The organism is Pseudomonas anguilliseptica (assembly GCF_021375795.1).
Lineage (GTDB): Bacteria > Pseudomonadota > Gammaproteobacteria > Pseudomonadales > Pseudomonadaceae > Aquipseudomonas > Aquipseudomonas anguilliseptica_A.
The window spans coordinates 283,270-296,592 of sequence record NZ_JAEIOI010000001.1 but is presented as its reverse complement, the minus strand read 5'-3'; the positions used below and the strand labels follow the sequence as shown (position 1 = coordinate 296,592).

The 13,323-nt window shown below is 62.5% G+C and carries 12 protein-coding genes; 5 read left to right on the top strand and 7 right to left on the bottom strand.

Translation table 11 applies throughout. The annotated features are described in order from the left end of the window. Positions 1 to 139: 139 nt before the first annotated feature. Positions 140 to 565, top strand: a complete 426-nt coding sequence (locus IOD17_RS01375) for a glycine zipper domain-containing protein (RefSeq protein ID WP_233683323.1) — start codon at positions 140 to 142, stop codon at positions 563 to 565. Between the two features lie 86 nt (positions 566 to 651). Here the strand turns inward: IOD17_RS01375 and IOD17_RS01370 are convergent, their stop codons facing one another. The 4 genes from IOD17_RS01370 to IOD17_RS01355 form a co-directional block, all read right to left on the bottom strand. Then, entirely contained in the window at positions 652 to 1,095 is a 444-nt protein-coding gene (locus IOD17_RS01370; RefSeq protein WP_233683322.1) for an acyl-CoA thioesterase, read from the bottom strand. 28 nt (positions 1,096 to 1,123) lie between these two features. Further along, the gene (locus IOD17_RS01365) at positions 1,124 to 2,287 is read right to left on the bottom strand and encodes an iron-containing alcohol dehydrogenase (RefSeq protein WP_233683321.1); all 1,164 of its coding nucleotides are present in this window, start codon (positions 2,285 to 2,287) and stop codon (positions 1,124 to 1,126) included. A 108-nt stretch (positions 2,288 to 2,395) separates the two neighbouring features. Further along, a complete protein-coding gene (locus tag IOD17_RS01360; RefSeq protein ID WP_233683320.1) occupies positions 2,396 to 4,186 on the bottom strand; it encodes an acyl-CoA dehydrogenase C-terminal domain-containing protein in 1,791 nt (596 codons plus the stop codon). Then, positions 4,183 to 5,421, bottom strand: a complete 1,239-nt coding sequence (locus IOD17_RS01355) for a 3-hydroxyacyl-CoA dehydrogenase (protein ID WP_233683319.1) — start codon at positions 5,419 to 5,421, stop codon at positions 4,183 to 4,185. Before IOD17_RS01355 ends, IOD17_RS01360 begins: the two co-directional genes overlap by 4 nt. A gap of 120 nt (positions 5,422 to 5,541) precedes the next feature. Here IOD17_RS01355 and IOD17_RS01350 point away from each other — a divergent pair, with 120 nt between their 5' ends. The 3 genes from IOD17_RS01350 to IOD17_RS01340 all read left to right on the top strand — a co-directional run bounded on the left by IOD17_RS01350 (position 5,542) and on the right by IOD17_RS01340 (position 9,517). Then, positions 5,542 to 6,441 (top strand): LysR family transcriptional regulator, encoded by a 900-nt coding sequence (locus IOD17_RS01350; protein ID WP_233683318.1) that lies wholly within the window; start codon positions 5,542 to 5,544, stop codon positions 6,439 to 6,441. 68 nt (positions 6,442 to 6,509) lie between these two features. After that, positions 6,510 to 7,154 carry a methylamine utilization protein gene (locus tag IOD17_RS01345; protein ID WP_233683317.1) on the top strand — a complete coding sequence of 215 codons (645 nt, stop codon included), beginning with the start codon at positions 6,510 to 6,512 and terminating at the stop codon, positions 7,152 to 7,154. Beyond that, the gene (locus tag IOD17_RS01340) at positions 7,151 to 9,517 is read left to right on the top strand and encodes a putative bifunctional diguanylate cyclase/phosphodiesterase (protein ID WP_233683316.1); all 2,367 of its coding nucleotides are present in this window, start codon (positions 7,151 to 7,153) and stop codon (positions 9,515 to 9,517) included. Before IOD17_RS01345 ends, IOD17_RS01340 begins: the two co-directional genes overlap by 4 nt. A 69-nt stretch (positions 9,518 to 9,586) precedes the next feature. Here IOD17_RS01340 and IOD17_RS01335 read toward each other — a convergent pair whose 3' ends face one another. From IOD17_RS01335 to IOD17_RS01325, 3 genes are all read right to left on the bottom strand, one after another. Then, positions 9,587 to 9,757, bottom strand: a complete 171-nt coding sequence (locus tag IOD17_RS01335) for a hypothetical protein (RefSeq protein WP_170048627.1) — start codon at positions 9,755 to 9,757, stop codon at positions 9,587 to 9,589. A gap of 180 nt (positions 9,758 to 9,937) precedes the next feature. After that, complete coding sequence (locus IOD17_RS01330; protein WP_233683315.1) at positions 9,938 to 11,428, bottom strand: flavin-containing monooxygenase; 1,491 nt, start codon at positions 11,426 to 11,428, stop codon at positions 9,938 to 9,940. Between the two features lie 175 nt (positions 11,429 to 11,603). Next, complete coding sequence (locus IOD17_RS01325; protein ID WP_233683314.1) at positions 11,604 to 12,206, bottom strand: nitroreductase family protein; 603 nt, start codon at positions 12,204 to 12,206, stop codon at positions 11,604 to 11,606. A 149-nt stretch (positions 12,207 to 12,355) separates the two neighbouring features. Between IOD17_RS01325 and IOD17_RS01320 the strand changes: the two genes are divergently transcribed. Further along, entirely contained in the window at positions 12,356 to 13,294 is a 939-nt protein-coding gene (locus tag IOD17_RS01320; RefSeq protein WP_233683313.1) for a class I SAM-dependent methyltransferase, read from the top strand. The last annotated feature ends 29 nt before the right edge of the window (positions 13,295 to 13,323 follow it).

Genomic DNA, 13,323 nt, shown 5'->3' with positions numbered 1-13,323 from the left:
TCTGTGGCGGCGATCACAGCGGCGACCAGCGGCAGGGAATTTTTCGGCAAATCGCCCTCTAAGACTGTGCGCGGACAAATCATCCTTTAGAAACAAAGGCCTAGCTCCGCACACCCATTTAGTCGAGAAGGTCTGCCGTATGCGTACATTATTTTCTGCGCTGTTATTCAGCGCCCTGGCTTCGCCCCTGGCCCTGGCGGGCGATACCGGCAAGGTCGCCATCGGCGGCGGTATTGGTGGTGCCCTGGGCAACGTAATCGGTCAACAGGTCGGTGGCAGTACCGGCGCGGCGATTGGTGCAGGCCTGGGCGGCGCGGCAGGTGGCGTCATTACCGCCCGCGACGGTAACAAGACCGAAGCCGCATTGGGCGGCGGCCTGGGCGCAGCCGGTGGCTCGGTACTGGGTAACAAGGTCGGCGGCAGCACCGGTTCAACCATCGGCGCCGGCCTGGGCGGCGCGGCCGGTGGCGCATTGGCTAATGAATACGCCGGCGGCAGCGAACGTGATCGCGGCCATTACCACGGCAAGAAACACAAGAAGCATAAAAAGCACAAACACCGCTAAGTGCCGAATGCTGACAGCAAAAAGCCGCCTAACAGCGGCTTTTTTGTTTATGTGGGAGAGCCTGACGGCACGCCACTCAAGTGCCGCTACGCTGTCGGTTCCACCAGCAGCACCGTCAGCGCCGCCCGCAGGTTCTCGGGAATGCTCACCGGGCGGTTGCTGCTGCGGTCGACAAAGACATGCACAAAGCGCCCGGCAGCGCAGGCCTCACCTTCACCAGCCTTGAACACCGCCAGCTCGTACTGCACCGAACTGTTGCCCAGTTTGCCGACCCGCAAGCCGATCTCGATGCACTCGGGGAAGGCGATGGAGGCGAAGTAATCGCAGCTGGAGCTGACCACAAAGCCCACCACACTGCCGTTATGGATATCCAGGCCACCGACCTCAATCAGGTAGGTGTTCACCGCACTGTCGAAGAAGCTGTAGTAGGTGACGTTGTTGACGTGGCCGTAGACGTCGTTGTCATGCCAGCGCGTGGTGATCGGCTGAAAGTGCCGGTAATCGCCGCGCAGGTGTTGGGGTTGGCTCATCGGTAATCCTTGAAGTTAGCGAGGCGGCTCAATACGCCGCCTGGTAAATGGCCTGGGCCTGGGCTTCGTTCACTTCACGCGGGTTATTCACCAGCAGGCGTTGCTGCAACATCGCATCACGGGCCATGGTCGGCAGCATGTCCTGCGGTACACCGGCGTCACGCAGACGCGTCGGCAGGCCGCTGCGCACGCTGAAATCGGCCAGGGCCGCGATAAAGTGCTCGGTCTGCTGCGCAGCACTGCCACCTTGCAAGCGCTCGCCCAGTACCAGCGGTGCCAGCTCGGCATACAGCGGCGCGGCGGCACTGGCGTTGAAGGCCAGCACATGTGGCAGTACCAGGGCGTTGGACAGCCCATGGGGAATATGGAAATGCCCGCCCAGTGGATAGGCCAGTGCATGTACCGCCGCGCAGGGCGCATTGGCAAACGCCTGGCCGGCCAGGCAGGAACCCAGCAACATGGCCTGACGCGCCTCGCGGTTACCGCCGTTATGCACGACCTCATCCAGATTGGCCGCCAACAAACGCAACGCTTCGCGGGCCAGCAGGTCGGACAGCGGGTTCTTTTTCAACACACTGGTGTAGGCCTCGATGGCATGCACCATGGCGTCAATTCCGGTGGCGGCAGTCACCGCCGGCGGCAAGCCGAGGGTCAGCTCGGCATCGAGCAGGGCCAGGTCCGGCAGCAGCAGCGGCGAAACCACACCCATCTTGGTGGTTTCACCGGTGGTGATGATGGAAATCTGCGTGACTTCCGAACCGGTACCGGCGGTGGTCGGCACCAGAATCAGCGGCAGGCGCTGCCCACGAGCATTGCCAACGCCATACATCTGCGCCAAAGCCTGGCTGCACTCGGGATGCGCCAGCAGCGCCACCAGCTTGGCCACGTCCATCGAACTGCCGCCACCAAAACCAATGATCAGCTGCGCCTTGAGCGCCCGAGCCTGCTCCACCGCTGCCAGCAGAATGGCCTCGGGCGGGTCGGCAACCACCTGATCGAATACTTCAACCGTCAGCTCGGCACGGGCAAAGCCTGGCAACACCTCGTCCAGCAGGCCGAGCTTGCTGATGCCCGGATCGGTGACGATCAGTACCCGCTGCGCGCCGCGCTCGCGGCACAACTCGGCCAGACGCCGAGACGCGCCGGTTTCGCAGAAAATCTGTGCCGTGGTGGCAAAGCTAAAGGGCAGCATGGGGTGATCCTCTTGTTGTTATGTAACGTTCATGTAGGAGCCAGCTTGCTGGCGATCCCGGCAGATCAAAAGCATCGCCAGCAAGCTGGCTCCTACAGAGACTCGCGGTTAAAACGCGAAACTCGCCTCATCCATGGCCATCAGGCAGTCGGCACCACCCAACAGGGCTTCTCGATGGGCGCTGGCCCGTGGCAATACCCGGCGCAGGTAGAAGTCAGCCGACTGCAGCTTGGCCTGGTAGAACGCGGCATCGCCATTGCCCGCCTGCAGGGCATCCTGCGCCCGCGCCGCCGCCTGCAGCCAGAAACCGGCCAGCAACACATAGGCCGAATACTGGAGGAAATCCACCGACACCGCGCCGATCTCCTGCACATCACGCTGACTGGCGGTGATCACCGCGCTGCTCAGCTCGCGCCACTCGCCCAGACGCACCTGCACGCTCTTGGCCATCTCGGCCAATGCCGAACGCCCAACCTGGGCATCGCACAGCTCGCTGAACTCAGCCTGCAACGCCGACAGTTCGGCACCGCCGTCGCCGAGCACCTTGCGGCGAATATAGTCCAGCGCCTGAATGCCGTTGGTGCCCTCATACAGCTGGGTAATGCGACTGTCGCGCATCAGCTGCTCGATACCCCACTCGCGGATAAAACCGTGGCCGCCGTACACCTGCACCGCATGGCTGGCGACCTCCTGGCCCATATCGGTAAAAAAGGCTTTGACGATCGGGATCAGCAGCGCCGCGCGTTTGCCAGCGGCCTTGCGTGCCGTGGCGTCCGGGTGAGCGTGTTCCAGATCAAGCTGGCGCGCGCAGTAGACGGCGAGCATGCGGCTGCCTTCGACCAGGCTCTTCTGCGTCAGCAGCATGCGCCGCACATCGGGGTGAACGATGATCGGATCAGCCGCCTTGCCCGGCTCCGCCGGCCCGCTCAGGGCACGCGATTGCAAACGCTCGCGGGCATAGCGCAGCGCACCCTGGAAAGCCGCTTCGCCAATGCCCAAGCCCTGCAAACCGACCTGAAAGCGCGCGTCGTTCATCATGGTGAACATGCAGGCCAGGCCCTGGTTGGCTTCACCGATCAGCCAGCCGGTGGCGCCGTCAAAGTTCATCACGCAGGTGGACGCGCCCTTGATGCCCATCTTGTGCTCGATGGCGCCGCAGGACAGCGCGTTGCGCGCGCCCGGCGTGCCATCGGCCGCGGCGATAAATTTCGGCACCAGCAGCAGGCTGATGCCCTTCACCCCGGCCGGTGCATCCGGCAGCCGCGCGAGCACCAGATGGATGATGTTTTCCGACAGATCCTGCTCACCGCCGCTGATAAAGATCTTGCTGCCGCTGACCTTGAAACTGCCATCCGCCTGCGGCTCGGCGCGGGTTCTAAGCAGGGCCAGATCGGTGCCAGCCTGCGGCTCGGTGAGGCACATGGTGCCGGTCCATTGGCCGCTCACCAACTTGTGCAGGTAGGTGGCTTTCAGCGTTTCGCTGCCGTGTTTGTACAGCGCCAGCACCGCGCCTTCGGTCAGCCCGGAGTAGACGCGGAACGACAGCGAGGCGCCCATCAACATCTCGTGGAAGTTGCACGCGAGCATTTGCGGCAGCGCCTGGCCGCCGTATTCGCTCGGCCCGGTCATGCTCGCCCAGCCGTTATCCACATACTGCTGATAAGCCTCGGCAAAGCCGTCCGGCGTGCTGACCTGACTATCACGTAGCTGACAACCCTGCTCGTCACTGTTGCGATTGAGCGGCGCGACCACCTCGGCGGCGTAACGCGCGCCCTCTTCCAACACGCCGTCGATCAGCTCACGGTCGAGGCCATTACCGAGCAGCTCACAGTGGCCGCTGACATCGAACAGCTCGTGCAGCACAAAGCGCATATCGCGCAGCGGAGCCTGATAACTCATACCCGGCCCTCCTGCACATCAACGAAGCGCTGACCGCTGCTGGCCAGTTTTTCAATCAGCCGCGCCGGCAGCCAGTGCTCACCGAAGGCCGCCTGCAACGCTTTCAAACGCTCATGAATCGCCGCCACACCCTGGCTGTCCGCCCAGCTCATCGGCCCACCCTTGTCGGCTGGATAACCGTAGCCATTGAGGTAGACCAGATCGATGTCGTGGCTGTTGGCGGCGATGTTCTCTTCGAGGATTTTTGCGCCCTCGTTAACCAGTGCCAGCAGGCAGCGCTCGAGAATCTCTGAAGGATCAATGTCGCGGCGCGTGAAACCCAGCTGCTCGGACACTTGCAGCACCAGCGCATCCACTTCAGGGTCGTGCTCGGCCTGGCGGCTGCCTTCGGCGTAGCGGTAGTAACCCATGCGCACCTTCTGGCCAAAGCGGCCGAGGCCACACAGGCGATTATCCACCTGCACCGCCGGATCATCCTGGCCTTTGCCGGCCAGCTCGCGAGCGCGCCATTCCAGATCAATGCCGACCACGTCGTACATGCGGAACGGGCCCATGGCGAAACCAAAGCCCTGCAACGCGGCGTCTACCTGATGCGGATAAGCGCCTTCGAGCAGCAGCATGCGCGCCTCGCGTACATAGGTGTGCAGCATGCGGTTGCCGATAAAGCCGTCGCAGTTACCCGCCACCACGCTGACCTTGCCGATACGCTGACCCAGGGCCAGCGCCGCGTCCAATACCGCCGGCGCAGTCTTGGCGCCACGCACGATTTCCAGCAGCTTCATGATGTGCGCCGGGCTGAAGAAGTGCAGACCCAGTACGTCCTGCGGGCGTTTGGTCACGGCGGCAATCGCATCGATATCCAGCGCCGAGGTGTTGCTGGCGAGAATCGCGCCAGGCTTCAGGGTGGCATCAAGCGTGCGGAAGATCTGCTGCTTGAGTTCAAGGTTCTCGTACACCGCTTCGATCACCAGATCGGCATCGGCCAGCGCGGCGTAGTCACCCACCGGGGTGACGCAAGCCAGGCGTGCGGCCGACTGCTCGGCGCTGATCCGCCCCAGTTTGAGGTTGTGGGCATTGGTCTCGGCCACCACCTGCATGGCCTGCTCAAGCATCTGCGGGTTGTTGTCCAGCCACAGCACCTGAATACCGGCGTTGGCCAGGCTCATGACGATACCCCGGCCCATGGTGCCCGCGCCGATCACGGCGGCCTGTCGAACCTCGAATGCCTTGCTCATGCCCACTCCTCTAGTTGGTGCCGAATGAAATGCCTGTGCTGCAAAGAAAATTCGCCAGCCACCTTAAGCAAGGCGCTACTATTTTTGAAATTTAGTCTTGTGATAAGTCGTATTCAGCAGATGAATTTTTCGACCTTTGATCTCAACCTGTTGCGCGTGTTCGATGCGCTGATGCGGGAGCAGAACGTTTCCCGCGCGGCTGAGCGCCTGGCCCTGAGCCAGCCGGCGGTGAGCAACGCGCTGAATCGCCTGCGCGAATTGCTCGGCGATCCGCTGCTGGTGCGGGTGGGCCGCAGCATGCAACCCACGCCGCGCGCCCAGGCGCTGGAAACGCCGATCCGCGCGGCCCTGCAGCAACTGGAACAGAGCCTGAGTGCCGGCGACGTGTTCGACCCCGCCAGCAGCCGTCAGCACTTCAGCATCGCCGTCACTGACTATGTCGAGCTGATCTGCATGCCACGCCTGCTTGAACAACTCAGCCAGCAGGCTCCCGGCATGCGCATCGATATCCGCCACCTGAGCCCAAGCCTGCCGGCCGAAGCACTGGACAAGGGCGAGCTGGACCTGGTGCTGGGGCGTTTCGAGGACATCCCCGCGCGCTTTGCCCGCCAGCATTGGATGAGCGAAACCCTACAACTGGCGCTGCGCCGCGACCACCCGCTGGGCAACCAACCCATGGACCTGCCGACCTTTCTGCAGCTGCGCCACCTGTGGGTACACGGCGGTCAGACGCGTGGCATGGTCGACCAATGGCTGGGGGAGCAGGGGTTGTGTCGGGAAATCCTCTACACCACGCCCAATTACCTGCAAGCCGCGCATATCGTCGCCAGCAGCGAGCTGGCCGCCGTGTTGCCGACTCAGCTGGCACGCCACTTCGCCAGCCTGCTGCCGCTGCAACTGTTCGAGTTGCCATTCGCCCTTGGCCCGTTTCACCTGGAAATTGTCAGCCTGGCCCAGCGCCAGCGTGACCCGGCGCTGCAGTGGCTGATTGAACAGATCCAGCACATCGGTCAGCGCTGAGCGTCCAGCAGCCGGACAAAGCCTTCCTATACTGACGGCTACTGTCGTGCGGTCTTGGGGAATCGATCATGTTGAAATCGGCGTTGGCGCTGCTGTTGGTGCTGCTGGGCACACTGGCGCAGGCCCAAAGTCTTGAGGTCATGCTGCTCGATAATCAGGGCCAACCGCTCAGCGACGCCGTGCTGTGGATCGAACCCGGCCCGGCACAAAGCCAACCCGCTACTGCGGTGATGGACCAGCAGCAGCGCCAGTTCACCCCCTATGTTCTGCCGGTGCAGGTCGGCACCACGGTGAGCTTTCCCAACTCCGACCCGATCAACCACCACGTCTATTCCTTCTCCCCGGCCAAGCGCTTCGAACTGCGCCTGCACCAACAGAAGGCCGCACCACAGGAGATGCGTTTCGATCAGCCTGGCCTGGTCACCCTGGGCTGCAATATCCATGACTGGATGCTCGGCTTTATTCTGGTGCTCGACACCCCTTGGTTCGCTCAAACCGACAAGCAGGGCAAGGCCAGCCTGCAATTCGACGCTGCCGCTGGGCAAACTCTGCAACTCTGGCACCCGCGCATCGCCGATCCGCAGGAAGCCCTGAGCCGCGCCGTACCCAGCGACGGCACCTTGACCTGGCAACTCACCGGCGCGCTGAAGCGCGACCCACGCCCGCAAGAGCCCAAAACCCGCCCCACGGCCAAACGTGACTACGCCTCATGACCCTGCGCGGCAAGATTCTCGGCTTCTTTCTGCTGCTATTGCTGGCGGTGATGCTGCTGCTACTGGCGCTGGTCTATCGCTCCACCTATCAGCACACCCTGAGCCAGGTGGCCGGACAGCTGAACTTCGCCCATGCCGTACTGAGCAACGAGCTGCAGAGCCGGCGGCAGGCGCAGAGCGCCATGGCCGACCTGATCGCCAAGGACTTCACCCTGCTCGGCGAAATCGCCGACCTGATCGCCAGCCCACAGCAGGAAGCGCAGTCGCTGTCTGCCGCGCTGGAGTCCTTCGCCTCGCGCAGCCAGGCCAGCTTCGCCCTGGTCAGCGCCCCCGAGGGGCTTATTCTGGCAGGCACCAGTGGCGAACTGCTGCCCGGTGCGCCACTGCCGTGGGATGACCTGCTGGATGCAGACGATCCGCAAAGCGCCGACCGCCTGGTGGTGTTTGGCGAGCGAGTGCTGCATATCAACGCCACGCCGATCTTCGCCCCACGCCCCAACCTGATGGGCTGGCTGCTGATGGCTTTTGAACTGGACGATCAGGCCACTGCGCACCTGGCACGCCTGAGCGGCGCCGATGTCGCCCTGCTCGACGGCAGCCCTGGCCAGTACCGGGTACTGGCCAGCAACCTGCAGGCGCTGCCACGAGCGGCACTGGCCGGCCAGTTACTGACGAATACCGAGGGGGTATTTCGCTTTGACCTGCAGGGCCTGGAGCAGGTTGCCCTGCGGGCGCCGCTGAGCGGCACCAGCAGCGAATTGCAGGTGCTACTGATGCGCTCGCTGTCCGCCGAGCTGGCCGACTACCAGCCACTGCAATGGCAGCTGGCCGCCATCTTCGCCATCGCTTTGCTGCTGGCTGGTCTCGGCGCGCTATGGATCGCCAATACCGTCAGCCGGCCGCTGAGTCAGATGGTCGACAACGTGCGACGCATCGCCAGCGGCGACTATCAGGTGGCGATGCAAGTGCCGGCGACCCAGGCCAGTGGCGAGGTCGGCCTGCTTGCCCGCGAATTCGTCGCCATGCAGCAAGGCATTGCCGAGCGCGAAACCACCATCAGTTTTCTCGCCTACCGCGACCCGCTGACAGAACTGGCCAACCGCAACCGCTTTGTTGCCCAGCTGCAACAGGCCCTGACGCAGTGCCCGCCAGACGCAGGCGTCGCCGTACTGCTGATGGACCTGGATAACTTCAAGGACCTTAACGACACCCTCGGCCATGATGCCGGCGACCTTCTGCTGTGCCAGCTTGCTGGACGCCTGCAAACGCTGCTGCGTCCAGGCGAGCAGCTGGCACGCCTGGGCGGTGACGAGTTTGCGTTGCTGATCAGCCCCTGCCAGCCGGGCTGGCTGATACCCGCGGCCGAGCATTACCGCACGGCCTTGCACGAACCCTTTGCTGTACGCGGCATCAGCATGACCCTCAACGCCACGATTGGCATCGCCCTGTATCCGGATCACGGTGAAAGCGCCGGCAGCCTGCTGCAGCATGCCGAAGTGGCGATGTACCTAGGCAAACAGCAGCGCTCCCCCTACGCCCTTTACCGCCCCGAGCTGGACCGTCACAGCCTGCTGCGCCTGGCATTGATGAGCGAACTGAAAGGCGCGGTGGAAGGCGGTCAACTCAGCCTGTACTTCCAGCCCAAACTGAATATCCGCGCGCGCAGCCTGTATGGCGTGGAATGCCTGGTGCGCTGGATTCACCCGGTGCACGGGTTTATTCCGCCGGACGAATTTATCCCCCTGGCCGAACAGACCGGCAACGTCTGCGCCCTCACGCGCTGGGTGGTGCGCACTGCGGTGGCGCAGAGTCGCGCCTGGCAGGAGCAGGGCTTGGACCTGAAGACAGCGATCAATATCTCCGCACTGGATCTGGCCGATCCCGGCTTTGCCGGTTTTATCGCCGCGCAACTGGCCGAGCATGGCGTGCCGCCATCTGCCCTGATCGTGGAAATCACTGAAAGCGCGGTGATGGCAGACCCGGAGCTGGCCATGGGACAACTGCAGGAATTATGCGAATTGGGGGTGCAGCTATCGATCGACGACTACGGCACGGGTTACTCAAGCATGGCTCAACTCAAGCGGCTGCCGGTGCATGAGCTGAAGATCGACAAGTCCTTCGTGCTGGACCTGCTGAGCAATCCCGACGACGACATCATCGTCCGCTCGACCATCGAGTTGGGCCACAACATGAATCTCAAGATCGTCGCCGAAGGGGTGGAAACCGAAGCCATTCTCGACCGTCTCGATCAGCTCGGCTGCGATATCGCTCAAGGTTACTTACTGAGCAAACCGCTGCCGCCTGCCGCGTTTGCCGACTGGCTGGCGGCGACCCACTGGCAACTGCCGCGCAATACGGGTTAATCACCGGCCACAAAAAAGGCCACTGTCGATCGAGGTCGACAGTGGCCCGGGAAAACGATGGGGCAGGCGCTAGAACGCAGCATCACCAATCAACATGCCGTGCACAACCATGTAGGTCTTGCGCCCGGACTGCAGGGTCAAGGGGTTGCGATCAGCGATCACCCAGCCCTTGGCCAGCAACTTGTCGATATGCGCCCGCAGTTCAGGCAGGTAGCGTTGCTCTTGCTGAAGCGATTCCATTCTTTTCATCCTCTAGAGGACTCCTTTGTGACAGCAGCCGGCATAGCGGCCATTCATCCGTGAAAGCTGTCACAAAAGCATAGTGGCCTTCTGCCAATCCACCAAAGCGGCAAATGGCCACATCTCTGTAGGCGTAACGCGTCAGGCGGCTATAGCGTTTGGCTTACATTGCCCTCCAGTCTAGACCGCTGTAGCCGTTGCAGTAGATTCGCCGACATGCGGTGAGCTGAACTCCAGGTAGCCGTCTTCCACCTTGCCATAGCGCAGCAGCGCCAGGTCGAGCAGGTAGTTCTGGTAGAGCTTCCACGGCGCACGATCACCCTGGGTAGGGATCCTGTCGGCGGCGCGCTGGATATAGCCGGACGCCAGATCGAGGAAGGGTGCCTCTTTAACCTGCCGCGTACTGTCGCGCGGGGTGCATTGGCGCATACCAGTGGCGTCCATGTGGTTAATCAGCCGGCAGAAGTATTCGCTGGAAAGGTCGGCTTTGAGCGTCCAGCTGGCGTTGGTGTAGCCCAGCACCACGGCGGCATTGGGTAGGTCGCGCAGCATGATGCCGCGGTAGCCCATGCTCTTGGACGCGTCGAACGGCTGCCCGTCGACCGCCACCTGCATACCACCAAACAACTGCAACTCCAGACCAGTGGCGCTGATGATCACATCTGCCGGTAGCTCCTCGCCGGATTTCAGGCGAATGCCCTTGGCGGTAAAGCCGTCGATATGCTCGGTGACCACCGAGGCCTTGCCATTGCGCAGCACCTTGAACAGATCGCCGTTGGGTACCGTGCAGACTCGCTCATCCCAGGGTTTGTAACGCGGGCTGAAGTGGCGCATGTCGAAATCCTTACCCAGCTGATGCCGAGCCAGGCCCAGCAACGCCTTGCGCACCAGGTTGGGGAAGGCCTTGGCGAGCTTGTAGAAACCCAGCTGTATCGCCACCTGACGGGTGCGCGCCAGACGATAGACCCAGGTTTCTGGCAAGAACTTGCGCAGCACGTCAGAGATCGGATCGCCCTGCGGCAAGCTCACCACATAGGTCGGTGAGCGTTGCAGCATGGTCACGTGCCTGGCCTTGTCGGTCATCGCCGGCACCAGGGTCACGGCAGTCGCACCGCTGCCGATGACCACCACGTTCTTGCCGCTGTAATCAAAGTTTTCCGGCCACAACTGCGGGTGGATAAAGTCACCCTGGAACTGTTCGCGGTCTTTGAACTCGGGGGTGTAACCCGCTTCGTAGCGGTAATAGCCGGTGCACATCAGCAGGTGCTGACAGCTCAGTTTGATCGGCTCCGGTTCATCGCCGCACTGCACCTGTAAGGTCCAGATAGCGCGCTCGCTGCACCAGTCGGCCTTGAGCACCTTGTGGCGGAAGCGGATCTTCTCCTGAATACCGTTTTCCTCGGCCGTTTCCTCGATGTAGCTGCGGATCGACGGGCCATCGGCAATCGCCAGCGGGTTGGTCCAGGGTTTGAAGTTGTAGCCGAGGGTGAACATATCAGAGTCGGAACGAATGCCCGGATAGCGGAACAGGTCCCAGGTGCCGCCCAATGCTGCGCGGCCTTCGAGGATGGCAAAGCGCTTGCCGGGGCAGTGCTTCATCAGGTGGTAGGCAGCACCGATGCCGGACAGACCGGCACCAATGATCAATACATCCAGATGTTCGGCAGACATGGGGGCTCCTCAGGCTTCTTGTTATGGCTGCGGGGCCATGTGTAGCCCCCGTATGCCCGCCAGATTCCCCCCCTACAACGCGTTTGCCATCCAACCTTTAGTGGTGTGAACAGCCGCAGACTGACCACAGTGATAGCTGAAAAATGACCGAAGCGCGCAACCATCTGCCTGGCAATCAGAAGCGGTTGCGCAACACCACTTCGTTGTACGGCAGCTTGCCGATACGCGGCTTGGGTTCAATGGTCTTCTTGCCGACGGCGACCATCAGGGCGATCACATGGTTTTCAGGCAGGTTGATCAACTTGCCCACCGCATCGAAATCAAAGCCGTCCATCGGGCAGGAATCCAGGCCCTTGCCGCGTGCGGCGAGCATCAGGGTCTGCGCCAGTAGGCCACAGCTGCGCATGGTTTCATCACGCTGCACCTGCGGTTTGTCACGGTAGTAGGTGTCGATGGCGCCGGCCATATAGGCCTGCACTTCTTGCGGCGCGCCTTCCCAGACGCGACCGACATTCTGCTGCCAGCTGTCGAGTTGCGCGCACACCACCACCAGCATCGACGCATCGGTCACCTGCGCCTGGCCCCAGGCCACTTCGCGCAGTTGCTGACGCAGTGCCGGATCACTGACTTCGACCAGGCGTACATGCTGCAGATTGAACGCCGACGGTGCCAGCAGCGCCAGTTGCAGCAGTTCATCCTTCTCGGCCTCGCTCAGGGTGAAAGCCGGGTCATAACCCTTGACGGCGCGGCGGCTGCGGATGGCTTCGTCGATGTGCATGGTCGTTCCTTAAATGCGGTTGAAAGAGAAGGCAATGCTAGGCACTCGGCCAGGCGAATGCCAAACGCGATTGACGATAGAAACTATCGAAGCAGGCGATGGTTATGGCCGGCCTGTTAAAATCCCCGCCCCGCAAACAGGCCCTGACCATGCATCCAACCGCCCTTGCCACCCTGCAGCAACACCTGCTTGATGCCCTATCGGCAGCGCCCAGCGAAACCCGTCGGCTGTTTCACGGTCGTGGTCGCTGCTGGCCGGGCCTGGAGCAGATCACCGTGGACTGGCTGCAAGGCGTGTTGCTGGTGGCGCTGTTCAAGCCAGTAAGCGATGCCGAACTGGCCGCACTGCAGCAGATGCTGCTCGATCTCGGCCAATCCGCCGCCTGGCAGCAGAGCGGCGCACACAGCCTGTTGCTGCAACTGCGCTACCTGCCGGAAAGCCCGACCCAGTGGCTGCTCGGCGAGCCGGTCGAGCACTGGGATATCTGTGAGCACGGCCTGCACTATCGCCTCGACCTAGGCAAAAAGCAGAACAGCGGGCTGTTTCTCGACATGCGCTATGGCCGCCAATGGGTGCAGGCCCAGGCGGCGGGCAAGCGCGTGCTCAACCTGTTCGCCTACACCTGCGGCTTCTCGGTGGCAGCACTGGCTGGCGGCGCACATCAGGTGGTCAATCTGGACATGGCCCGAGCCGCGCTCAGTCGGGGTCGCGATAATCATCGGCTGAACCAGCACGATCTCAGCCAGGTGGTGTTTCTCGGCCATGACCTGTTCAAGTCCTGGGGCAAAGTGGCCAAGTACGGTCCCTATGACCTGATCATCATCGACCCGCCCTCCTTCCAGCGCGGCAGCTTTGTACTGAGCAAGGATTACCCAAAGGTGCTGCGTCGCCTGCCCGAGCTGTTGAATGCCAACGGCGTGGTATTGGCCTGCAGTAACGAGCCGGAAATTGGCCCGGATTATCTGATCCAGGCCATGGCCGATGAAGCACCAAGCCTGCGCTTTTGCGAACGCCTGGCCAACCCGCCGGAGTTCCCCGACAGCCAGCCGGACAGCGCCCTCAAGGCCCTGGTCTTCCGGCGCAACTAACCCACGCAGAACAGGGCTCAAGGCTGGTC

Excerpts from the sequence above, each read along its gene's own strand:
- IOD17_RS01375 (WP_233683323.1), top strand. The coding sequence starts at position 140 with ATGCGTACATTATTTTCTGCGCTGTTATTCAGCGCCCTGGCTTCGCCC.
- IOD17_RS01370 (WP_233683322.1), bottom strand. The coding sequence starts at position 1,095 with ATGAGCCAACCCCAACACCTGCGCGGCGATTACCGGCACTTTCAGCCG.
- IOD17_RS01365 (WP_233683321.1), bottom strand. The coding sequence starts at position 2,287 with ATGCTGCCCTTTAGCTTTGCCACCACGGCACAGATTTTCTGCGAAACC.
- IOD17_RS01360 (WP_233683320.1), bottom strand. The coding sequence starts at position 4,186 with ATGAGTTATCAGGCTCCGCTGCGCGATATGCGCTTTGTGCTGCACGAG.
- IOD17_RS01355 (WP_233683319.1), bottom strand. The coding sequence starts at position 5,421 with ATGAGCAAGGCATTCGAGGTTCGACAGGCCGCCGTGATCGGCGCGGGC.
- IOD17_RS01350 (WP_233683318.1), top strand. The coding sequence starts at position 5,542 with ATGAATTTTTCGACCTTTGATCTCAACCTGTTGCGCGTGTTCGATGCG.
- IOD17_RS01345 (WP_233683317.1), top strand. The coding sequence starts at position 6,510 with ATGTTGAAATCGGCGTTGGCGCTGCTGTTGGTGCTGCTGGGCACACTG.
- IOD17_RS01340 (WP_233683316.1), top strand. The coding sequence starts at position 7,151 with ATGACCCTGCGCGGCAAGATTCTCGGCTTCTTTCTGCTGCTATTGCTG.
- IOD17_RS01335 (WP_170048627.1), bottom strand. The coding sequence starts at position 9,757 with ATGGAATCGCTTCAGCAAGAGCAACGCTACCTGCCTGAACTGCGGGCG.
- IOD17_RS01330 (WP_233683315.1), bottom strand. The coding sequence starts at position 11,428 with ATGTCTGCCGAACATCTGGATGTATTGATCATTGGTGCCGGTCTGTCC.
- IOD17_RS01325 (WP_233683314.1), bottom strand. The coding sequence starts at position 12,206 with ATGCACATCGACGAAGCCATCCGCAGCCGCCGCGCCGTCAAGGGTTAT.
- IOD17_RS01320 (WP_233683313.1), top strand. The coding sequence starts at position 12,356 with ATGCATCCAACCGCCCTTGCCACCCTGCAGCAACACCTGCTTGATGCC.